The 24,041-nt window shown below is 48.7% G+C and carries 15 protein-coding genes; 2 read left to right on the top strand and 13 right to left on the bottom strand.

All coding sequences use genetic code 11. The features are described 5' to 3' along the window. Nucleotides 1-96: 96 nt before the first annotated feature. The 8 genes from QCD69_RS01765 to QCD69_RS01800 all read right to left on the bottom strand — a co-directional run bounded on the left by QCD69_RS01765 (nucleotide 97) and on the right by QCD69_RS01800 (nucleotide 16,228). Nucleotides 97-4,224, bottom strand: a complete 4,128-nt coding sequence (locus tag QCD69_RS01765) for an ATP-binding protein (protein ID WP_301250781.1) — start codon at nucleotides 4,222-4,224, stop codon at nucleotides 97-99. Nucleotides 4,225-4,671: 447 nt separating this feature from the next. Then, nucleotides 4,672-6,258, bottom strand: coding sequence for a hypothetical protein (locus tag QCD69_RS01770; protein ID WP_301250782.1), 1,587 nt, complete (start codon nucleotides 6,256-6,258; stop codon nucleotides 4,672-4,674). After that, a complete protein-coding gene (locus tag QCD69_RS01775; RefSeq protein WP_301250783.1) occupies nucleotides 6,251-10,243 on the bottom strand; it encodes an N-6 DNA methylase in 3,993 nt (1,330 codons plus the stop codon). The genes QCD69_RS01770 and QCD69_RS01775 overlap by 8 nt, the downstream gene beginning before the upstream one ends. Nucleotides 10,244-10,292: 49 nt before the next feature. Continuing rightward, nucleotides 10,293-12,512 carry a DEAD/DEAH box helicase family protein gene (locus QCD69_RS01780; protein WP_301250784.1) on the bottom strand — a complete coding sequence of 740 codons (2,220 nt, stop codon included), beginning with the start codon at nucleotides 12,510-12,512 and terminating at the stop codon, nucleotides 10,293-10,295. A 749-nt stretch (nucleotides 12,513-13,261) separates the two neighbouring features. Beyond that, on the bottom strand, nucleotides 13,262-13,744 hold the full coding sequence (locus QCD69_RS01785) for a hypothetical protein (RefSeq protein WP_253460976.1): 483 nt from the start codon (nucleotides 13,742-13,744) through the stop codon (nucleotides 13,262-13,264). A 16-nt stretch (nucleotides 13,745-13,760) separates the two neighbouring features. Beyond that, nucleotides 13,761-14,312 carry a hypothetical protein gene (locus QCD69_RS01790; protein ID WP_253454081.1) on the bottom strand — a complete coding sequence of 184 codons (552 nt, stop codon included), beginning with the start codon at nucleotides 14,310-14,312 and terminating at the stop codon, nucleotides 13,761-13,763. Nucleotides 14,313-14,421: 109 nt separating this feature from the next. After that, entirely contained in the window at nucleotides 14,422-15,801 is a 1,380-nt protein-coding gene (locus QCD69_RS01795) for a sugar porter family MFS transporter (protein ID WP_253454083.1), read from the bottom strand. Nucleotides 15,802-15,943: 142 nt separating this feature from the next. Next, entirely contained in the window at nucleotides 15,944-16,228 is a 285-nt protein-coding gene (locus QCD69_RS01800; protein ID WP_253454085.1) for a VF530 family DNA-binding protein, read from the bottom strand. Nucleotides 16,229-16,630: 402 nt separating this feature from the next. Between QCD69_RS01800 and QCD69_RS01805 the strand changes: the two genes are divergently transcribed. Both QCD69_RS01805 and QCD69_RS01810 read left to right on the top strand, forming a co-directional pair. Beyond that, on the top strand, nucleotides 16,631-17,917 hold the full coding sequence (locus QCD69_RS01805; protein ID WP_301250786.1) for a methyl-accepting chemotaxis protein: 1,287 nt from the start codon (nucleotides 16,631-16,633) through the stop codon (nucleotides 17,915-17,917). Nucleotides 17,918-18,209: 292 nt separating this feature from the next. Continuing rightward, nucleotides 18,210-19,397, top strand: coding sequence for a pyridoxal phosphate-dependent aminotransferase (locus tag QCD69_RS01810; RefSeq protein ID WP_301250788.1), 1,188 nt, complete (start codon nucleotides 18,210-18,212; stop codon nucleotides 19,395-19,397). 50 nt (nucleotides 19,398-19,447) lie between these two features. Here the strand turns inward: QCD69_RS01810 and QCD69_RS01815 are convergent, their stop codons facing one another. The 5 genes from QCD69_RS01815 to QCD69_RS01835 all read right to left on the bottom strand — a co-directional run bounded on the left by QCD69_RS01815 (nucleotide 19,448) and on the right by QCD69_RS01835 (nucleotide 24,015). Then, the gene (locus QCD69_RS01815; RefSeq protein WP_125287582.1) at nucleotides 19,448-20,530 is read right to left on the bottom strand and encodes a type I restriction endonuclease; all 1,083 of its coding nucleotides are present in this window, start codon (nucleotides 20,528-20,530) and stop codon (nucleotides 19,448-19,450) included. Nucleotides 20,531-20,977: 447 nt separating this feature from the next. Further along, nucleotides 20,978-21,613 (bottom strand): DUF1109 domain-containing protein, encoded by a 636-nt coding sequence (locus tag QCD69_RS01820; RefSeq protein WP_301250791.1) that lies wholly within the window; start codon nucleotides 21,611-21,613, stop codon nucleotides 20,978-20,980. Continuing rightward, nucleotides 21,600-22,148 carry a sigma-70 family RNA polymerase sigma factor gene (locus QCD69_RS01825; RefSeq protein WP_125287580.1) on the bottom strand — a complete coding sequence of 183 codons (549 nt, stop codon included), beginning with the start codon at nucleotides 22,146-22,148 and terminating at the stop codon, nucleotides 21,600-21,602. Before QCD69_RS01825 ends, QCD69_RS01820 begins: the two co-directional genes overlap by 14 nt. A 49-nt stretch (nucleotides 22,149-22,197) precedes the next feature. After that, nucleotides 22,198-23,436, bottom strand: coding sequence for a protein-disulfide reductase DsbD family protein (locus QCD69_RS01830; RefSeq protein ID WP_301250793.1), 1,239 nt, complete (start codon nucleotides 23,434-23,436; stop codon nucleotides 22,198-22,200). A 15-nt stretch (nucleotides 23,437-23,451) separates the two neighbouring features. Then, nucleotides 23,452-24,015 carry a peroxiredoxin gene (locus tag QCD69_RS01835; protein WP_301250967.1) on the bottom strand — a complete coding sequence of 188 codons (564 nt, stop codon included), beginning with the start codon at nucleotides 24,013-24,015 and terminating at the stop codon, nucleotides 23,452-23,454. Between the last annotated feature and the right edge of the window lie 26 nt (nucleotides 24,016-24,041).

The raw sequence follows: 24,041 nt of genomic DNA on the forward strand, positions 1-24,041 counted from the left end.
AACTGTCTTCTCAGCAGAGCCCAATGATTCAACAGACACTGTCTGTTGAATCATTTATGCCAGGGCATTCAGCTGATTACTTAATAAATATCGTTGTCAGCAGTTAAACGGCAGTTCCTCTTCTCGTAAAACTACTGGCGCCTTGTCTGCCCGGTACTGGAGCCAAGTTTTCAGGTCTATTTGCGAGCCGTTACGGCCAGCTAAATCAAAATATCCCCTGTTAGCAAAACGGCGATATATAAGTTCTTCACCTGTTATGGACAGGTAGGCGTTCAACGCCGAACGATGAATGAAAAGTCCGCTTTGTCTTACACCTTTATGATGGAAGGCGATAAGTTTGCCAGAACGATCAACCCAACCGTTTTGACAATCCCATAAAAGTTCGAGTTTTTGAATGATTCCCTGGCATGGCGCAATGAGGTTATCCTGGCGCTCGGGCGTGGTATATGAGTAGTCATATTCCCATTCGCTTCCGCGTATTAAACTGACTTCTGTAAAATTAAATGCTTCACTATCTTCCTCATTATTAAGAAGTTGTTTGTACACTGGGATGTCAGGATATTCAGCAAGATAACCGCGATAACAGCTATTCCCCTGATTATATTGGAAAATATCGCGCGCACTTTTCTGTTTAAAGTTCTGGATGCTTTCATTTATGAGTGCGCTTGAATAATAAGCACGCACTGCCAGGTAAGGTGAATTCCAGCTATTTTCATTCGGCGCTTTATCATCGTCCCAATAGCTGTGTGAAAGCGCTACCCACTGTTCCCCTTCCTTGTCAGTTCGAATCAGACAGGTTTCATAAGGTGACAAATCATCGGTCCGAACCCAACCTTTGATATCTGAATTGCGGTCAGGGAATGCGTAATTTGTTTCTTCCATCAGTACTGGATACACACTTTCTGCGGCGATGTCGCGTACATCGGTCAGGTCGACTTTACGGACGTCGACTGACCATAGATGATCGCTTGTGGGTTCGTAGTCGGAATATGGGTCTTCCACGGCAGGAACATTACTGGCCAGAATGCCCAGTAGTCGATGTAGGGCGATCCAGTAATATTTTTTACCGAGCCGATCAGCATACCCTTTTCTACCCCGTCCCGCGCCATACAGACTTCCGATATGGCGATCATAATTGAGCGCGCAGTGGTTATAACCGGGATATCCTAAATTAAGTGCTTCTCGCATTAACCAACAGGCAATATTTTCATGACTGATATTGGCACTCTTCAGGTCAAAGCCGGAAATCTTCGACTCCACCTGATAACGCCAGAAGTCCGGGGCCATGGACTCCCCCCAGAGCACCATGTTTGATGGTAAATGTTCCAGATCCAAGAGGGGTTTGACATCCGCCAGTACAGGCCATCGTGATGGTAATGATACGTTTGTCTGGTAATGCTGTAATTGACTTGTTACGGCTGTGGGAAATTCTCCTGTTTTCAACAAGTTTACTAATAGCTGAACCGTATCCCGGAGCAGAATATTCTCGCTATCGGACGCAATGCTTAATAGACCAGGGAGCGCTGGCATAAACGCATTTCTGCGTTGGCGTGACAATAAGCATGCACTGTAGATAGCAAGGCTAATACGCTCTAATACGTAATCATCATCACAATATGCAAATTCACTGATTACTGTTTGGCAGTTTTCCGGGTAGTTTGCCAGGATTCTGCTTAGCCCTTTTGAGGATAAATCCCTGATTCGGCGGTCAGCACACGAAGTGAGCCAGGCAAGTGTTAGACTGGCCAGCCTCCGGCTTTCAGCAGGCCAATGGGTTATGTCAGCAAATAGTGCTGCATGGATGAGTGAATAGACAGCAGTCTTGTTATCAAAGGATCCCAGCGCAGCTAATGACAAGTAGGTGTCACGTTCAGCTAAGGATGACTGCCGTAAAAATGGCCCCAGCCAGTTAGTTGCGTTTAGACGATGGTCAGGAACCAGACTAAGTGAAAACAGCGCTTCATAAACCGACTCCCATAATCCAGGTGTATGCAGTGCTGCATGGATGTGTTCATCAATTTCTTCCACTACACTTTGTCGGGAGCGCCAAACCAATGACTGGATGAACAGCTTATGGGCTTGTTCGGATGGTAATCCTACTTCTTCAGCAGTAATTTCAAGAGCAGTTTTCTCTGGCAGCACGGCGGCAAGAGCTTCCAGCAATCCAGCATCTTCTTCTGTTAACGCTGCAATTTTCTCCGCTAGTTTTGCTGTATCCGAATCAAGAGCTTCCACAAGGCTGATAGCACGGAGTATGTCACCGTAGCGTTGATAACCCAGACGGATCAGGAAGGTATCCTCATCTACAACAGAAAGGATAATGAGGCCTTCATGTGCCAATGCATTTAAAAAGGATTCAGGTGTGGTCTCAGTTCCCACTATTTTGCTCAGTGCTTCGCAACAGGTTTCCCAGGTTCGGTTCTGCGGCAACTCATGTGTCAGGGTATTCGAGAGTGCCATCATTGCAGCCCTTACCAGATTGCGAGGGTTTGCGTAGTGGAGGCGTTCTCGAATTAAAACATCGCTATGTTTGAGATGTCCTTGAAACAGAGAGGTAAAACCCGGCAAAGAAATATCCAGACTGTCACGGCCTTCGCCCTTTAGCGTTTTACAGGCCAAGTGTAAAAATAAAGGATTACTGAGTTCGGGTGAAAAAAGTGGTGTAATCTCTGCATCCAGCCCATAGTAGGCTGCGAAAGCTTGTACCGCTTCGAATTGATGTCCTGAAAAACCGATGTGTTCGAAAGCAAACCCTGGAAAGCGTGAATCGACCACAAGATTGCGATAGGTATCTCGGGTTGAAACGCAGATTTTGATGTCTGGATAGGACTTGCATTGAGCGAGCAATTCGGGAAGCTTGTCCTTCCAGCGCACTTCTCGCGGGCTTTCGTTCAAGGCATCGATATAAATGACAAATGGTAAGCCACTATGTTCGGCGCAGGCCTGTATGCATTCAAATAATGTCGAACGATCGATGGCGGCACCCAGCCCTATTTTACTGCGTAGCACTTCCCAAGGCTCTGCTTTGCCAAAGTCGTCTCCAAAGACGACCAGGGAAAAACCACCATGTTCCAGTCGACGCAATGCTGCGCTGACAATCGCGTGGGTTTTGCCGATACCCGCTGGCCCAACCAGCAGTAAGGAATGTGCTGTTGCGGCACCAATGACCTGAGAAATCAGCAAATTTTGCAGTTGCTGCGCCTGCTCTTCCCATTTTCTCGCCGCATCCATATCTCCGGCAGGAAATGCACACATATACTCTGCGTGGAACTGTCGGAACGATTCTGTATCACTATGCTTGCCATGCTTTTCATAAAATTTATCTTCTTGAGCATGGCGGGCATCAGCGAAAAGTGTCAATAGGGATGACAGAGCGACGCAAAGATCTGTAACCGATGTGGCCGTGACATTGTTATCTCTCATGCTCTCACAGTAGGCAATTATTTCTTCAATCAATGCCGTGGCAGATGTAGCACGGGTTTCGCCGAGTATATCCAGCGATTTGCGTCCGTATCCATTCAGTGAATGGAACTCTCGAACGATTGGTGTTAATGATGTTTCGTACCACTCGCAAAAGTCACCAGTCCCACCAAAGAAATCCAGGCCGACATGAGCATTCGTCACCACATCTAGCATTGAAGTATATCTTGGCCCGGCAAAAGCAATGGCGTCATCCAGACATTGTTGAATTTGAGCTGCTGTCAGCAACGTGTCATCAAACCAATACCTGCGCATCCCTCCGTAAGGATCTATCTCAAGTAATTGATTGCAGATAACTGCAGCGGTACAAAGGACAATAGAAAGTGACTTCCCTTGCTCTGACGCTTCCGATTCGACTTTACTTTTCCATTCTTCAAAGCGTTCCGCTTGGCTTTTTCCTCGCTTTCCCGCAGCAACACGCCCGGTCAGGTCAAACGGTATATAAATCCAGTATTCGGTTAGTGTGGGATGGTTGCTTAGTGCGGCTTTAAGGGAACTATCAATCTGTGTAAGTTCTGCGGAAGCAAGCTGGAAAAAGTATTTTGCCTGAACACCGAATACGGTACCGTCCGGTGAGCGGAAATATGCCTCAACGCCACCGTCTCCACCATCTCCACGCAGACTAATAAATGTTGAGTCCGCCGATGCACGGCAGAATTTCCGAAACAATTGTACGGCAAGCGCTTCAAAACTATCGTTACGACTTTTTGGGGCACTTCGAATTAACCCGAAATCAATATTCATAACCAAATCCCTGTTCCAGCCACTTATGAATTAAAAGTAATGGCATATTATACCCAGTTAAATTTCGATAGCATCAAAGCGGCGATCTGAATGGCGCTACGTCCGGTTAGCAGTTACGAATACTGAACTCTAAATCTGAGGTGATATGGGAAAAGCGACTAAAGATGCTTTGTTAGTTCATGAAGTGAACATGGGAAAAATGCGTGATAGACGTAAAAAAATTGCAGAACAACCTGTAAGTAAATTTTTAGTTTGTGAACTAAGTTTTTACCCAACATAGGTTAAATAACCTACAATATTGACCATTTGGTGGACAGACCCCTCCCCGGTAGACAAATTCTGTCCTCGCAACGAGGCCTGTTCAAAGGCCTCTGGCCTGACGCCGCCGAGATGAATGTGGCGCCTGGCCCGGTTATTTGTGCTCTTCCCCTCCGGATTTGACAACCCTTAAGTCAATTTAATAAGCGACAGTCCAATATCACGGGTTAAAGCTACAGAAAGTTCAATGCAAATTAATAACACGGAATATGCGCTTCCAGCATTAAACTCTGCGCCATTCTGATGCTGGCCGAAGTTGCCAAACTCATGTGCTGCATCCATAAGGACACATGTTTCTTTTGTGATATACTTGGCACACGCCCTGCTTTTCTCTGTGCCCGTCATCAGCCTGAGCAACATAACTCGCCGGCCCCCCTGAGGAAATCCATTTTTAAATTTATCGATGTCGTACTCATTGTTAGATTCCCATACCTGTATCCATCTGGCAGGAATCTGTCTGTCAGGAATTTCCACCGACCAGATGAGGTCAAAAACACAATCCACTATTCCTCTAACATTCGTCAAAAACATCTTTGGCTCTACAGGCAAATCATTCAATGCGCGGACAAGATAACGTTTGAGTGAAGTATCTATACCTGAGATTTGATCAATACGACGTTCGAGTACCGTTTTAAAATGCAGCATCCAGCTATCCTGAGAGCTGAACAACCGATTCATAGCGTTCCCTTCGTCAGGCTGCTGAGTAAGATAACGTTCAAGTAGGCGGCATGGCCTCTGTATTTTTCTGGTTGCTACCTGGATAAAACCCCGTTCATGTAATCGCTCATAATCATGCAGTGCCGCTTCTACTTGTGGAATGGTTCCCTTCTCCAGCACCAGGCGGAACAGATCCTGTGATGTCACTGGACAATCACTCCACAGAACATCCAGTTGATCCCTGATGGCGTAAAATACAGCCTGAGCAGCAGCAATCGTCATGTCTGGGCTTATCATTTTACTGGTTGTATCCTGGCTAACATGATTCAGGATCGGTAGCATAAGCACTGGGAAACCATTACTTTCATTCCAGAGCTCTGTCAACGCCCCACGCTGAAATTCTTTATCAGGCATTCTTTGCTGTAGGCAGGACAAATCATGTTCATCAAAGCAGCCTACATGTACCGGAGTGGGGTCGAAAATATTCCAGAAATCACTGGTCTGTGCTTCAGGGTGTCGGATAAGCTCACGAAGCCTCAATCGGCTGGCGACAACCAGACGGAGTGCCGGACTTAATGCAAGTTCACGCAATTGATCCCATAAATTCCGGGTAAGTTGACCATTTCCGAGAGGCTTATCGAATCCATCCATAATAAGAAGAATGCTCCTCCCCTCAATCCTGATAAGCTCAAGTACCTCAGCAATATCCTGATAGGCATTGTCTTTAATATTTTTTAAATGTTCAGCATAATCGGGATATTTTTCATCTAGTGCTGATGACAGCTTTTGAGCCAGCATAAGCATAAAGCTATCATCTGTTACCGGTGTTCGATGACCAAGATCCCATAAAGAAACCGCACTATAACGGCTATCGGGAAGGCGCATTCGCGCAGCCAGTTCATGTAAAATTACCGTTTTTCCGGCGTAACGAGGCCCCGTCATTTGTATATGGTCAGGAAGCGCTTTTGTGAGCGAAGCAATCATTTTTTTTATAATGGCCTGTCTTCCCATCATCGGGGGAACGGAGGTACCAAGTACAGGGAAAGGGAACTCAGACATTTTCTTCCTCAGATTCAGTTCTGGCCTGACTTACAATCACATCCGCATCCTGATGTTGTTCTATCCAGTCAGCCATTAGCGGTATCGTTAATGCGTATTCACTGTCATAGAGATCACCTGAAAACTCAATCAGCTCCAGCTCGCGCAAATAAGTTAAATCTATATCCAGCGCTTCATCAGTAATCTCAATACCGGACTGAATCAACAGTTCCTGTAAGGATGTAAAATTCAGGTGTTCTCTATGTTTAACAGCCTGTGCACAGCGCAAGAGTATTAAGTGCCTTCGGTGTCTGCCAGTTATAGGCCCCTGGCTGGAGTAATCCCACAGGCTGGCAAAATGCTCATTATCCCTGACCAGTTCACGGGCAGCCTCATCCACAACTGTTACACCAACTGAACGGCTTCGCATTTGTACTGCAAAATCGAAAATTCGGTTACACAAACATTGCATCAGATAAGGATGGCGGGCTGTTAATTCTAGAAGCCGTTCAATAGCTCCCCTGGAAAAAGCCAGTCGTCCTTGAACAGGCTCTGTTACAACTTTACGGGCGCTTTCAACATCCAACGCAGTAACAGGAATACTGGTGCCCAGCCCATAAAGAGCAGACCAGTACTCTTCCCGTAACCTTTTCAGTCTGCGACTCCCGGTCAGAATGGCCGAGAAACGGGCATATGTCTGGATAAGAAAACGTATATTTTCAGGGACCTGTGGTGATGTTACCCCATTATCAATCCCCTCCTGTAACTTATCAAACTCATCTAGCATAAGGAGGATCCCCATATTTTCTAGGACAGGGGCTGTGAGAATGAGCTCAAGATAATCGCGAAAATCAGAAAAAGAGGAATCATTTCTAATCCCCGCAACGCATGCAGCACTAATAATTCTGGCCCTTCCCAGCACAGGTGCGTTTGACAGAATGAGCCCCCCGTCCGGTAGCGGAACATCTATAGCCATTTTATTAAGTGAAGATGCAATACTGTGTGCTATGCACCTGAAAACCTCCACTGTTGGAACCCCGGTTTTTTGGGCATCACCATTCCCCCCCTGTAGACTGCAGTATACCGCCAGCCAGCCTGGAATGGCTTTTAAGCCTTCAAGATGCTTAAGAATGGATGTTTTTCCGGCCCGTCGGTTTCCCTCCAGAAGTACAACATTTCCCTGAGTGGCAACCTGACGGCACACTTTATCAATCAATTCCTCACGGCCATAAAACACACTATGTCCGTGAGCGGGCTCCAGAGGACTCCCTGTCACATAGGGGCTCCCGCCGAGTTCAGACTCAAAAGCCCTGGTGCGATGGGCTGAGTCAGATACAGGTAAAACCAGTTCCTTTTCACCTTTCAGGTTCATACCGGATAATGATACTGCGTGCCATGTGATCCGCCAGGACAATACGCCTTCACGTTTTGGAGTATCTCCATGCATGGGAAGAACAAATGGTTGTTTTTCTGTTAACCATGGGATTGCTAACCCTCCCCAGTCAGGTTCTGTCCTGATCACAACATTGCGTAAAGGCAATACTCCCCGATTCTGAAGTTCAACTGAAAACTCTTCGAAACTGCCGGTATTCAGGTATTCTGGATGAGTGACCAACTGGATACAGTCTTTATCAACCATGTCACTGATCGCCGCTCTTAGCCAGATACGCATACGCTCACTAATCATTCGGGCTCTGGATTCATGAGGGAAATGCCCTGTAGCACTGTCCATTACCTGTTTAAAAGAACGTTCGGCATCCATCAGGACTGTCATTAACCCGGCTCCGGGGGGGATTTTACTTACTCCTGCCAGTGAGTCCAGGCTGCGAATCATCAAGGGTAGCCAGCGAACAGTCGTTCCTCGTTCATGTAATTCTGAAAGTGCACCTCCAACAACCAGCGTCTCCATATGATTTAGAGAAGGCGTGTCATCAATACCCACAATATACTTTGGCAATCGTCCCTCTGTGTCAGACAGCCATTGAGTGAGCTGTTCCGATGAACTGTTGCCTGCCATGTGCAAAATAAAGGCCTGCGCACTGGTTCCAAAATCATGGAACTGTGCAGCCGCGTGATTTTGTAGTTCATGAGGCAGAACAGGGATCGGCAACATTTTGAGGGCTTCCCTGTGTATATGCTGAATCGCAGTACCACGGGAACGGGATAACAACCACGTCTGACATACCGGACTGTGCAGATATGCCAAGAGATATCCGGGTTCAATTTTACCGGAATTTACGCGCAGAACATAAAATCCGTGTGACGCAACAGAACCTGCTGAGGCACCATCAACCATTGCGGCTTTTCCAATCGTACCTGAACGGGAAAAAAGGATATCACCTTCCCTGAGCCTTTCATCAGCACTCAAACTGGACGCTGAGATCCAACTTGAGGGGCGGGTAATTTTACCCTGGAATAAATTTTTTATTCGTATATATCCAACAGCATCAGTTTTATTTAAGGGACTGTCGAATAGCTCAGTTGATTTATGTACACGCCCCGGGAAGACTTCAGAAATTGAAACAAGTGAGGCTATTTTACTCGTTTCGTCCAGTGTATCGTTAAAAAACTGATACAGTTCTTTATCGTTTCGCCTCCGGGGGGTCAGATCCCAGCCCGTAAGCGAAAGTTCATCAACAGTAACATCCCACGCAAAGTCCTCAAGACTGCTGAAAATACGCTCCGATGGGGAACTGATGTCAAAGAAGCTATAAGTGCCATCCTGTATAATGTCATAAGTCCGACGAACGTCTCTGTCTGTACTCGCATTTACCAGAATGTCGGTATTTGCCTGTGTTATGGATAAGGTCTTACTACCTGGTGAGCGCTCAAATAAAAGGCTGGCATCAACCATTCTGATTGACTCTGTACGTTTTACCCTATTCTTCCTGAGTATCAACAGGTTGCCACGAAGAGTTGAATGGCGGAAAAGGGTTCCGGCAGGAAGAGCAACAACAGCCTCAACAACACCTTCCTTAAGCAAATATTGTCGGAGTTCTCTGTCTGCGCCTCCCCGAAACAAAAAGCCATCCGGGACAACAATAGCTGCGCGTCCCTCTGTTCTCAGGCTGGAAAATACGTGCTGTATAAACTGACCTGTACTGTCCGTATCAGGAAACAGAAATTCATTTTTTGACGCTTCTGATGATATGTATTTTGCGCCAGTCACTGGCGTGGTCATAACAACATCATACTTATCACGGGAAGTATGAGTACCTTCTGAAGGAAGCTTAGTCATTAAATGGATGTTTGTGGCACCGGCTAATATCAGTCTGGTGATACCATACAAAAATACATCAGCACGAGCTTCACATCCGATAAAAGAGGTCCCGCCATCACTTATTCCTGTATCGGGTCTGCTTCGTCGAACTTTTTCGAACGCGGAAAGCAAAAATCCCCCCGAACCGGAACAGGGGTCATAAACTTTTTCGCCCGCTTCAGGCGACATAATTTCAGTTACCAGATAAGTGGTGACATCCGGAGCTGTAAAATACCCTGCCCTCATGTCTTCGGTTTCATCAAGTACTGTTTCAAAGATCGTGCTCAGCATCTGCCTTTCATCCGGCATTCCACGGGCATATGATGCTATCCAGTTAACAGTTGCAGTAAACTGAGCCAGATGTGTTTCATGTAACTTCTGCACTATTTCATTTAGCGCATTCAGGACAGGGATCTCTTGCCTGTCATGCCGCGCCAGATAAGCGACGAGCGAACTAACAAACGCCGTAAGATCTGTTAAAGTTATGGGATGAGGCCAGTTCTGGAAACGCAGATAAGAAGGTAATAACGGATGATAATCCTTTTCCTCAAAGAGAGCGACAGCCTCTCCCTCGGCATCGTGTATATCAATCCACCTCAGCAATAAAAATGCAGAGAAAAAATCACGAACAAACGTTCTGAATATCACTTCTGGCATACCGGCGGTCAATGCTTTCATGGACATGATGCATTGCATGGTTTCTTCATTAACTCTTTTTTTATCTTTTATGCCGGATTCAGTATTCATAATTCCTCATGAAATATAAATAACCACACTTAATAAACACGTTCAAATATCAGTGCAGCTCGCTGGTATAAAGTAGCTCTTTTATTTTTTCAAAATCTTCCCTAAGTCTTGCTGCCCCACCATAGCGCCTGGCCATTTCCGGAAAACTGCCAAACTGTTGAGTAAAGGGAGGAGTCATATAAATCTGAGCATTCTCAAGGTCATCGATCCCAAACAGACAATAGTGATCAAGCGCAGTTTGCCAGACCTGAAGCTTTATACTGGCTGTACTACCTTCATTTTCCAGCCAGGACATCCCTTTGTCCCAGAGTGATTCAACCCGTTCAACACGATTTGGTACCCAGTCGAGCTGGAAACCTACTTTTGCATAAATATCTACATCATCAATATCAGGCAGATTAAGTATTACCCTTAAAACTTCCGCAGAAATATTATTGAATCTGAGATTCTCCCGAAGGTATTGACGTTGAACTCTGTTGACCCATTGAGCATATAATGTCCCTTTGTTGTTCTGACAAAGACTCAGGATCCCTCTCCGGCAATCATTAACATAAATATCTGAAGGGAGCTTTTGGCCGTCCGGTAAGTGAACATGCCCTTTTCCGTCCAGATCCGTTTCCACTGAGAATCCCGCCCCAACAGACAAAAATGAACGAAAGTGCCTTTCATCGGTCTGAAGTGTCCAGTTCTCACCACTTTCCAGCGCAGTGCCACGCTCATCAAGCCTGTGGACACCAGTGTAATCATATATTGTGTAAAAACGTTTATCAGATGCAATGCTGAGATGCGCACCACATGCTTTCATCTTTTGATAAAGCGTTTCGCTATGAACAGGTCGCATGAACACAAGATTTCTGACATCAGGAACAGGCGGACCCGACGTCAGAAAGTCAACAGTAACAGCAGCTCTGGGAGAATGTGAGTCAGCCACGATGAACTTTTGCACCAGTTGATTTCTATTTTCATCATACCCGGTTATGCGTACAGCATATCCGGGATCTCCGGACAAATGCCCGAGTTCCCTCACCATAAACTCAGCCTGAGTACTGTCAGCACAGAATATGATTGTTTTTTCTTTCGTTCGGCCTTCCTGACTTAATAAAGTCCAGAAATCATCAGCAATAATTCGGATGTAGTCAGGCGAACGAACATTATAAGATTGTTGATTAGTGAACGGGTTATTGGAGGAGCGGCCATAAACTGTATCCAGATGCCTTATTACCATTCGGTATGGAGCAAGGAATCCCTCATCTATAGCCTGCATACCACCGTAAATAAATACGGGATTTCCAAACCATTCCGCCTGCGTAGTACTGGCACCACTCTCAGCCAAACTACGCATATAAGATCCCGAGAATGAACTGACGCCAAGCTGCATGGCATTCGCAAAATGCTTAAGCACCGGGAGACCACGGCTAAATCCAGGCCCTGTACTGTCATCAATGATAATCAATCCAAAAGTGTCAGGCGGGAGATCTCTGAAATATTCCCTTCCTTCATACTGATTTACTAGCATCTGCACCGTTGCAAGGTGAACAGCTTCCTCATCTGCTGAAATCATCATTTCCCGATTAAGTACAACAGAATTTATATCCGGAAACTGTTCAAAAATAAACCGTAATTCTTCCAGTCGGGCTGCTCTATCTGTAATGAAAAGAACTCTGTTGCTAGAAATTACCTTGCCAATTAACATTTTTCTGACCAGGTGGAGAATCACCTGGGTCTTACCTGTACCAGTGGCCATAATGATACCCGCACGTCTGTGCCCCAGAGCGAAGTGCTGAAGTACCTTGTTAACCGCAATTTCCTGATAGGGTCGCATCTGACGAACTAAAGGATAATCAGCTTGGAAAACTTGATCCCAGCGTTCCTGGTTCAGGGGAAACTCCATACGCCTCAGTAATGTTTCAGGTTCAGGAGGTGAAGTCAGGATTTCCAGCCCTCCCGTTTCGTTGTCTTTTAACACCCAGTCAATACCGTTAGTTGCAACAGAATATCGAAGCGAGAGCCTGCTCGCATATCTTGATGCCTGTTGTATACCGTCTGCAGCACTTTTTACTTTATTTTTAACATTGACAACAGCCAGAGGTATTCCCTGAAATCTCAGCAGATAATCTACGGTAATGGCACGCATATCATCATAGGCAGTGGAGCCAGAGATGCTGATTTGACCTGGAGCAATCTGCACCTTTGCCTGCCATGCCCAGCCAGCAGTAGTGAGTGCATCTTCAATATTGCTATTCCTGAGCAAATGCTCGTTACGCGTCATAATCAGCCCTTTCGCACATCTCTCATCGATTCTTTGCCTTATATTAACATCAATGTTTATACCTTAAACAGGCGTTACTAATCAGATTTCGAGCCACCGACAAAGATATGGGTACAGCCACAGTTTTACGGCATTGCCCACCAATTACGGGGATTCACCAACAGTGCAGAAGGATGCTGTCCCCTGCAGGAATAGAACAAAAAACCCAAATAGCGAGCATTCAGGATGGGCGGTATCAGTACACCAAACTAAAACAGTAAGCAGAAGGGCCGCTCAGAGCTGTGAGTTCAACGAGTCGAGGCAACGCAGTCATGAATGAACTCACGGCGCAGAGTGGACTCCCAGCATTCATTCTCTTCGAATATTAAAACAGTCTAAAAAGCGGTTATGTGGGATTGGTTCATGAAGTAAATTTTTAATGAAATGACTATTGGTTAATACAAATTACGGCAAAATCAATGCATTATAAAAGCTAGCGCCTGTGAACTAGATTTTAGCTCGACATAAGTTAAATTAACGACGTACCAGACAGTCCGGCTACCTTTCCTCGCGTAATCAATTCCCTGCTTTATCCAAAACTGGTCATGTGGATCGTCGCCGTAAGGCGGCTCTTTGTACCCTGTTCCCCAGTTGACGTTCCCGCGCGCCTTTGAGCAAATCCGCCGCCCGTATGCAGCGTTTCATCATGGGGCAACACGGGCTACGTTACCGGGCAAGGCGCTTCACGCTGACTCGTTTTAATTCAATGCTCACTCTTCTCGCCACGGCACGACTTCCCCAAGAAAAGTATGCGTGCAGCAACGGCACGTTACCGGGATATCCTCTGCTGAAATTTGCGGATTAACCTGTTGGAGCATTCCCTGTTCATCAATAAACAAGCCAGGGAAAAAGCTAAACTCGCCGCAGCAAACATACTCGCGCTGCTGGTGCTCATGCTGCGCCACCATCCAGAATATGGGCTCGGGTTTATCTAAGCGGCTTTTTGCCTCGCTGTACACCTCATCCCAGCATTGCCCAAGCTTGCTGAGCAGAAAGTAAAACAACGGGGAATAATCCAGCCCGCGCTGATGCCTGCCGTGCATAGATTCGCGCTGCGGCAGCATTTCAGCAGGCAGCTTTTTTTTATTCCTTTCGTGGCGATACTCGGCGCCTGGGTGGTTCGAGCGATGCCGCGTGGTCGTGTTGACCCGGCGGTAAAGTCTTTGGGCTTTATTGTCGTGATGAATTCTCAATGTGCGCTCCTTGCTATTAGTCCATGCAAACCGGCTCACCGGTTTTAAGTGAAAGCCGGAACGGCTGCCAGCCTCCCGGCGGATCCCAGTCGCCCTCGCCTTCAATCACATCATTTTCAATTGCTGACAGCGTCACGCCATCAATTGCGCATCGTGCGGATTGCCAGAGAATGCCTTCAGTCAGGTGAACCAGAAAAACATAGCTGTAGGTAGCGACAAGGAAATGCTCATGCAGCCTGACAGAATTAATATCAGGAACAGCATAAATGTGTCCAACGTAGTCATCAAGCGGGAAACTACGGAAATGGCCTGGGATAATGTGTAGATGGTCGCCGCAGATTATCGCTATAGAGTGGTCATTACACAGAAAGTCGCAGAACGCGCTGGAAACCAAAAATCCTTCTTCATCAGCGCGGATATAAAGCTGTAAAACCAGGACTGGCACGCCATTATCACTAATAAGCACCCTTCTGTCTTTTTTTCCCTGTCCGGCAAACGGATTGATATGAACTATGTTAACTTCACCGGCCGTTATCGCTTGCTCCATAAAGCGGGCTTGATATCTCATTATTTATCCATAAAAACGCTTATTTGCCCATTGAATCGCTCGCGCTACGTAAAATCTACAGGGCCAGAGCCTTGCAGAATTCACGTAGCTGGCTTTGATACCGTCTTTTTCAGGCGCCGATATCCCGCAGCGCTTTGCCTTTCATCAGGTTACGTTCAATATGCTCCAGCGTAACGTGTTTGGTTTCCGGCACCAGCCATATCGTCAGCAGGATAAACGCCAGGTTAAGCGCGGCGTAGAACCAGAACGTATTGGCATTACCAAACTTCTCCAGCATGGTCAGAAACGTCGCGCCGACGATCATATTACCTACCCAGTTAGTGGTCGTGGAGGCGGTAATGCCAAAGTCGCGGCCTTTCAGCGGCTGGATTTCCGAACACAGCAGCCACACCACCGGGCCGGCTGCCATCGCAAAGCCGACGATAAAGATCAGCAGCATCGCAATTGCAAAGTACTTACGAAAATCGGTTTCAACGCCCAGATGCAGCAGCGTGCCCAGCACGCCCATACCGATGGCCATCACCAGGAAGCTGGTCGTAAGCATCGGCTTGCGTCCCCAACGGTCGACCAGACCAATAGCGATTAAGGTTGCCAGCACGTTGACCATGCCGACGATCACCGTTCCCCACATTTGCTCGCCGGTGCTGGAAAAACCGGCGATGCCGAAAATTTTCGGCGCGTAGTACATCACCACGTTCATGCCGGTAAATTGCTGCATCAGCTGCAACAGCATCCCCAGCCATACTGCACGGCGAAAATTGCCGTTGTTTCTGAACAACGACCAGCCGTGCTGTTTAACCTTCAGGCTTTCCCGGATGTCGTCCAGCTCCTGCTTCGCCTGCTCGCTGGTATTACGCAGACGATCCAGCACGCGCTGCGCCTCGTTAAAACGCCCGTGCGAAGCCAGCCAGCGTGGGCTGTTAGGCAGAAACAGCACGCCGATAAACAGGATCACCGCCGGGATAGCGATAACGCCCAGCATCCAGCGCCAGCTGCCGCTATAGCTAAAGGCGGTATCGGAAAGATAAGCCACCACGATGCCGGTGGTCAGCATTAGTTGATACATGGAGATCATAGAGCCGCGAATGCGTTCCGGCGCAATTTCAGCAAGATACAGAGGCGCGGTATAAGATGCCACGCCCACTGCCAGCCCAAGCAGAACGCGGGAAAATATCAGCGATTCCACATCCGGCGAAAGCGCCGACCATAGCGAGCCGATAATAAACAGCGTGGCCCCGGCCAGCATGCTTTTTTTGCGTCCCAGCTTCGAGGACATCCAGCCGGCGGCCAGCGCGCCAATGGCTGCGCCAAACATCATCGAGCTGACCACCCATTCCTGCTCGTGATTGCTGATATGCAGATCTTTCGCTAAAAAAGGCAGCGCGCCTGCAATAACGCCGATATCAAGCCCGAACAGCAGGCCCGATAGCGCCGCCATCATGCAGACAAACCAGGTAAACCGATTCCCTGAAACTTTACTGGCCTTCATGCCGTACCCCCTCGCTTAAGTCAATTTACATCAAGAATGTTAACTTTATGTAAATAAGCGGGGTGTCGATGCGTTACCGGTCACATTTTCAGATACGACCGGCGGCAGGATAATGCGGAAGGCAAAACAAGGCAGCCGCTGCCTACTCTTCTTTTTTGCTTTTCCAGTTGGCCCACGGGCTGTCGGCAGGCGGTTCAGGTTCGGCAGAATCGCTTAGCGATTCAATATATAACGCCTCAACCTCTGCCCGCGCCCACGGCGTACGACGCAGAAACTTCAGGCTGGATTTAACGCTGGGGTCGCTTTTAAAGCAGTTGATATTAACGCGTTTGCCCATTTCGTCCCAACCGTAGCGTGCGACAAGCGCATTGATAATGGCTTCCAGCGTCATGCCATGCAGCGGATCTTTTGAAGTGTGGTTAGTCATAGCGTTCTCTCAGCGAAAATAATGCCGCTACCATACTGACTGTCATAGTCAGGTGCAAACCGGGCGTGTTTATTACGCGGCGCTGCTTTATGCAAATCTTGCTCAAAGCGCACATTTTGAAACATCTTACTCAAATTTTTCTCCAGCCTGCCGATAGTGGTTTATAGACAGGCTTATTGGCCCGTTACTACACATCAGGAAATTTACCAAGACAGAATCCCGGCCTCCGCACCGAAGTGCGAGAAGAGACACGGTTCTTTGCTCTGTAGAGTCAAAGGATAAAACGTTCCACCCGGGAAAATCATGCGTCACCGCGCTGGCGGTCGGCGCACAGTATTCATTGGCGAGGATAAAAGGCCCGCAATGGATCATTGAGATCATGAAAACTTCCTGGGGTTGTCTATGTTTGGTGTAAAAAAATCGAGTTTTTCCCTGTCTTTATCTAAAGGCAGCGCCGTTGTTAAGGACATTAACGCGATTAAGCAGCATGTGGCGTGGATTGAGTTTTTGCCCGATGGAGAAATTCTCAGCGCCAATCAGCAGTTTCTGGAGATGACCGGCTATTCGCTAAGCGAAATCCAGGGCAAGCATCACCGTATTTTTTGCGATACGGACTATGTCCGCTCATCGGAATATCATCATTTCTGGCAAACGCTGGCATCAGGCGAGTCGGTCACGGGTATCTTTGAACGTTTCAGTAAACAGCATCAGCGCTTTTACCTTAGCGCCACCTATTTCCCCGTTTGTGATGATAAGGGTGAGGTTTATAAGGTCATCAAGATAGCCTCTGATATTACCGCTCGCCATCAGGAGCTGGAGCAGAAAGAAGCGGTGATCACCGCGCTGGATCGTTCTATGGCGGTGATAGAATTTACCACTGACGGCAAGATAATCACCGCTAACAGCAATTTCCTTACCCATATGGGCTATGCGCTGTCGGACATCGTTGACCAGCACCATCGTATTTTTTGTTATGACAGCTTTTACCGGGAAAACCCCGATTTCTGGCAAAAAATCAGCAAAGGCCAGCATTTTGTCGGCCGCTTTGAGCGTAAAACCGCCAGCGGCGAACGTATCTGGCTTGAGGCAAGCTACAACCCCATCTATGACGCCGACGGCAAAGTCTGCAAGGTTATCAAGCTGGCTTCAGATATTACGGCCCGCGTTGAGGCGGCGAAGCGCGTGGCAGATATAGCGGTCACCACGTCGGAACAAACCTCGCAAATCACCCATAACGCTAATGAAGTGCTGGACGAAACCGTGCGGAACTCCGGCCAGGTCGCGTTGCAGGTAAGCGCCGCCACGGAAATTGGCACCCAGCTGAACGCATCGGCAAAAAGCATCAGCGAAGTGGTCGATACGATTAACGTTATCGCCTCGCAGACCAATATCCTCGCGCTGAACGCCGCGATAGAATCCGCTCGTGCCGGTGAAGCTGGCCGCGGGTTTAGCGTGGTAGCGGCGGAAGTTCGCCGTCTTGCCGCTTCAACCGCCAGCGCCACGCAAAAAATTACCGCCGTGGTGGACGTTAATACGCAGCTGATTAAGCAGATGTACCAGGAGCTGGATTCAGTCAAACAGTTTATGGTCACCGAGCAGGATAAAATCAGCGAGCTTTCGCGCAGCCTGCGGGAGATCAACAGCGGCGTGCACCAGTTTGTCAGCGTTATTCATCGGCTGGATGTGTAGGCACAGGAAAAGGGAGCAAGGCGGCTCCCTGCTCTTCTTATTCTGCTGCTTTCACGGGCAGTGATAACCTTTGGTGCGTAAGCGCACCATTAAAGCGCTAACGGGCGTGATAAATAAACCTGCCTTATGATTGCAATCTTTAGGCTTCGGGCTTAGCAAACTTCCTCCTGCGCCGGAAAACAGGCTTCTGCAGCTATTACATGATGTTAACAAATGGCGCTTGGTCATCTGCCGCGGAAACTGGCATAATTACTGCATTCTCCTTTTCGTCATCGATTAAAAAGGAGAATGTATGATGAATGTAATGGTGAATGATCACGAGGCCGTGGATGCAAAACGCAGATCCTTACTGAAGCTTTCCGGCATCATGGCGGGCGGCGCGGCGCTAACCGCCGGATTTAATGCTGCGACCTTTGCCGCCGCACCGCTCAGCAAATCAGTCTTTACCCCGCCCACGCCGGATCGTCCTGTCCGCATTAATTTCAACGAAAACCCGCTTGGCATGTCGCCCAAAGCGCAGGCTGCCGCACGTGATGCCGTCTTAAAAGCAAATCGCTACGCTAAAGCGGAAATTATCGGGCTGCGTCAAAAAGTTGCTGAACATCACCAGGTTTCTCCGTCAGCCATATTGCTTACCGCCGGCTCATCAGAAGGGATTCGGGCGGCGGTGGAAGCCTGGTCACCACAGGGATCGCAGCTGGTTATCCCGGAATTGACCTATGGCGATGGCGAACATTTCGCAAAGATTGCCGGTATGAAGATCGCTAAAGTTAAGATGCTTGATAACTGGGCATTTGATATTGCGGCAATGAAGGCGGTCGTAGCCAATCATCGTGGCCCGTCGCTGGTTTATCTGGTAAACCCTAATAATCCGACGGCGACTATTACCCCAGCCGACTTGATTGAACCATGGATAACCAGCAAGCCTGCCGATACGATGTTTATTGTTGATGAAGCCTACGCCGAGTTTGTTAACGACCAACGTTTCCGCTCCGTCTCGCCGCTGATTGCGCAAGGCATGGATAATATTATTCTGCTGAAGACCTTTTCTAAAATTCACGCTATGGCCGGAATGCGCGTCGGCTATGCGGTGGCGCACCCGGATGCAATTGCGCGGCTCGAAAAGCATGTTGCCGGAGAAAAGATAAATTTCTGCGGCGTTGATGCGGCGTTGGCTTCTATGGATGACCATGCGTTTATCGCATACAGCAAAAAGAGCAACGATCTTTCCCGTCAGATTTTAGTGAAAGCGCTGGACGAGCTACAGCTCCCTTACCTGCCGTCTGAGGGAAACTTTGTTTTCCACCAGCTCAGAACGCCGCTGCAAACGTATCAAAAGCGGATGGCAGAGTCTGGCGTACTGGTCGGCCGCGCTTTTCCACCAGCCGACAGCTGGTGCCGGATTTCGCTTGGCACACCGGAAGAAATGCAGTGGGTCGCCGATAAGCTGCGTGAATTCCGTAAGAAGGACTGGGTATAGTTTTTGGCTATTCTTGTATAGTTCAGGGGAGCGATGAGGCTCCCCCTGTGCTATTTATATCGCAACGCAGTTTCAACAAGCGTTTCAGTAAAATCATAAATTTCATCAAGCGTAGTAATCGGATGTCGGGTTTCAACTTTGTTTGCGTCAAACAGGCTAAGATATTTTTGGCTGCGATTCAGGTGCAAACGACATATCGGCTTTCTGTTATTATCATCTATCAGAATGCCAAAATAGCTTCGTGTATCCCTGTAAGATATCCTTTCTGAAGAGATATGTTTTCTGATAATAGATTTAACTATATGGAACCCCTCAATTTCCTCCGCTGTTGTGATAATACCGTCATCATCTTCAGGCTGAGGAGTATCGCCTTCATTAAGTAGACCATTAGAATCCTTTTCAGACTTCGTTGTTACACTACCGCTAATGGCAGATTTAAGTCTCTCATTAACCTGGTCATTCAGCCATTGGCTTGCCGCTTTTTTTGTCAAGACAAAGAAAAGTTCTTTAACCTTTTGCGTAAAAACGCCTTCGTACACGCGAGATCCTACAAGTTTAACAAAATCGTCTTCAGGATTTTGAAACTGGGCTGAGATTATCTTTTTGATTTGGCTTACATACTTAAGTTCCCCAGCGGCATTCACTATAGATTCGACATCGAAAGCGCTTCTGGTTAGCTTTAATAGCTCGGGAACAACATGTTCGTCAATGTTAAGGAGATCCAACTCAAGGAAAGGTTTCTCATCCATCTTATTAGGCGCATCCAGGTCAGTAAAAAACTTGTAGACTTGCCCATTGGTGAGGATGGATATCCTTGCAGTAGTAACATGGAAATATCTAAAAAGTTGGGAAGCATGTTTAATGTTAAGCGAGTCGCCTATTTTCTTACACTCAACAAGCATCTGAATTTCATCATCCCTGACAATTGCATAGTCAATTTTCTCCCCTTTTTTTGTGCCTACATCGCAAATAAATTCTGGAATGACCTCTGTTGGATTAAACACGTCATACCCTAATATCTTGCTTATAAAGGGCATAACTAATGCACTTTTGGTTGCCTCTTCTGTTTGGATTAAAAGTGATTGCTGCTTTATTTTTGCTGCGAGTGCGTTCAATTCATCTAAAATTTCCATTCATCACCATTAGCGTTTTAAGCCTGGACCCAGCCCCGGCTGATACTGTATTGAGATATGGTTTGATGTTAATTAAATATAAATGGCGTTTTTGACTAAAAAATTTTAAAAATGCTAAATTTTATCTTCAGCAGAAACATAAAGCTGAATATTGCTTATGATATAAGCGATGGCGCAATCTTTGTCAACAGATATAAGCGAGACGATTACCACTTATTGCGCATGACGTTAAGAGTTTGGCCGAAGATCATTACTCAATTTTTTTACACTAAGGGGAGTGCCGGCCCCGATCAGGAACCGTGCACTGGGCTGATGATTTATGTAAAGCCGTCATATTTAACAGATACCGCTGGTTACCAAATATTTTATAAATGCAGCTTCAGTGAGTACAGGAAAAAATTATCTATATAAATTGAATCCATTCCCTGTCTCTATGGTGTCCTGTCATTAATCCAGCCGGATCCAGCGCCTTCCCGCCAGCACGGTCACGGCGATAATCGTGATGCCCGCGGCCAGGTGCATAATGAAATCCAGCATATGCAGATGCGTTTGATGGCACAGCGACAGCAGCATGGATGACATAAAGGCGATGCCGCCGCCCGCCAGCGCCAGACTTTTGCCCGGATAAAGCGAGCGGGAACGATGCAGCGCCGCTACGGCAATCACCATCATCGGCAGGCTGGCCGACAGCATAAACAGATAACAGTGTACGCCCTCGCCAAACTGTCCGCCGCCCGGCGGTAAGGTGGCCGTCATATTACCTAAATTAAGCGCCAGCCAGATGAGCGCCAGCAGGCCCAGCCATTTCAGACGAACAGGTGGTCGCCCGGCCAGGCTGAGCGTAAACGCGCCCGCCATAGCGCCGCTGCCAAGAATAAAAGACAGCAGCAGGCTTAGCAGCGCAGGCAGCGCATCGGGCCGTGACCAGTCGGTGAATCTGCTGTGCAGCGCCCAGCTGCTTACCATGCCGCAGGGCAAGGCCAGCGCTATCCAGGCAGCCACGCGCCAGCCCGTAGGCCAGAGGCGTTTAACCGGCCGCGCCGAGTCGCTAAGTTGATCGATAAACCGATCATGATTTCTCATGATTGCTTTTTCCTGATTTGCGAAGGTTAAGCATTGCGCGATGCAAAAGCGACTTTACGGCGGCTATCGACAGATTGCTTTCCGCCGCGGCCTGAGCAAGGCTCTGTTCGCGCAGATGAACGGATTCCACAATTTCCCGCTGCCTTACCGGCAGGCTGTCCAGATAGCCATTCAGTTCATGACCATCGGTATCCGTTTCCGGCAGGACAGCAGCCTGGCGGTTTACCGCCTCCTCGTCCTGAACTTCCTGACTTCTGCCGCGCTGCCGCAGAGCGTCAATCGCCCTGGCCGAGGTAATCGCCGCTACCCAGGGCAGAACGGGACGCTGCGGATCGTAGGTATGGCGGACGCGATGGATCGCCAGCAGCGTTTCCTGAATAACATCTTCAAGCAGCGCTTCATCACTGATTTTTTGACGCGCAAAGGCGCGGATGGCAGGTACCATCGCTTTCAGCAGCCGGTTATAGGCTTCGCGGTCGCCGGCCTGCGCGCGCGCCATCAGCGCAGGCCAGTGCTGCGTCTCAGTGATGGGCATTGCCCGCCTGCAAAACGTTATCTGCCGGGCTTGTAGTCACTACGCTTGCTCACGATTTTTTCCCGTGTTCAGTGGCGCGATCCAGCGCCGAGATAACAATATTGGGCGTCAGCACCTGCGGCAGCACGACCGGTTTGCCACCGTCTGCCGGATAAACCACATAAAGCGGCAGTCCGCCCCGACCGAAATCGCTCAGCGCCTGTTCCACATCCGGATTGTACTTAGTGGAATCCGCAACCATATAGATGGTATCGGTACGCGCCATTGCTGCTTTAACAGCCTGGGTAGAAAGCGACGTGCGATCGTTTACCTGGCAGGTAATACACCAGGACGCCGTAAAGTTTACCAGAATCGGTTTGCCCTGCCCTTTAATCGCCTCGACATTCTGCGGCGTCCAGGCAACGGCTGCCGCAGCCTGTGCGGTTTCGGCGCTGTTTTGCGGCGTGGCGGTGGCGTTAAGGTTAAGCAGCGGCACCGCCACCAGCAGCAGAAATACCACGGTTGCGCTATGCAGCGCCCAGTGACGCCTGCCCATCATCTGACGTTTTTGCGCCATGCCATACAGCCAGGCGGCAAAGCTCAGCAGCAGACAGCAGGCCAGGATAGCCGCCAGCGCCGCCGAGCCGACCTGCCGCTCCAGCACCCAAATCAGCCAGCCGACCGCGCCCAGCATCGGAAACGCCAGCCCCTGTTTCAGCGTCGACATCCAGGCGCCGGGCGCAGGCAGCACTTTCGCCAGCACCGGAAAAAAAGAAATCAGCGTAAAAGGTGCAGCAAATCCCAGCGCCAGCGAGATAAAGATAATCAGGCTGACCACCGGTGGCTGAGTCAGTGCATAGCCGACCGCGCTGGCCATAAAGGGCGCGCTACAGGGCGTCGCCACAATAATTGCCAGCGCGCCGGTCAGCGCAGAGCCGGTCAGACCACCGCGATCGCCGCCTATTCCCCCTACCCGCTGCACCGAAAGCCCGACCTCAAAAAGCCCAAAAAGATTGAGGGCCGAGCCAAGCATCACCAGGATCAGCAGCGCGATCACCAGCGGCGACTGAAGCTGAAATCCCCAGCCGACCGACGATCCGCCCGCCCGCGCCAGCAGCAGCACGCCCACCAGCGCCACCATGGTCACCACCACGCCGAGCAGAAACGCCAGGCCTTCGGCACGAGTCTGTGCAGGCCTGTCATGATGGCGCAGCAGGCTCAGCGCCTTCAGCGAAATCACCGGAAACACGCACGGCATTAAATTCAGGATAAGGCCGCCCAGGAAGGCGGCAGCGATAGCAGTCAGCATGATAAACCTACTCCGTTATGCCGGGTTGGCCTGGCGATATTTTTTCACCGCGTCCATCGCTTTTTGAATATGCGCGTCCGGATTTTTGTCGGTATAGCTGAGCAGGATCTTGCCGTCCGGCGCAATCACATAGGAAGTGCGGTCGGAATAGGTTTTCCCTTTCATCTCCAGCGTATTTTTATATTCCGTCGCGACTTTCGCACCCGGATCGGCGGCTACGGTAAATTTATCGCGGCATTCCAGCTGGGAAAATTTAGCAATCTGATCGGTATTGCCTGCCGTCACGCCAATCACCGTCGCGCCCTGCTTGTTAAACTCATCGGTCGCTTCGGCAAAGTCATGCGCTTCCAGTGTACAGCCTGCGCTAAACGCGGCCGGGAAGAAATAGAGCACCACCGGGCCTTTTTGCAGCGCCTGATGCAGCGAGAACGTGGTCGATTTACCGGCCAAAGCGGCATCAAGCTTAAAGTCCGGCGCTTTTTCACCGACCTGCAGGGCGGCAAAGGCGCTGGTCATGGGTAAGGTAAGCGCCAGCAGCGTGGCGGCGGTCAGGGCTTTCAGGTTCATACGCATAAACATCTCTCCATTATTCGACAGGTGAAAGG

It is taken from the genome of Erwinia sp. PsM31 (genome assembly GCF_030433775.1).
Lineage (GTDB): Bacteria > Pseudomonadota > Gammaproteobacteria > Enterobacterales > Enterobacteriaceae > Erwinia > Erwinia aeris.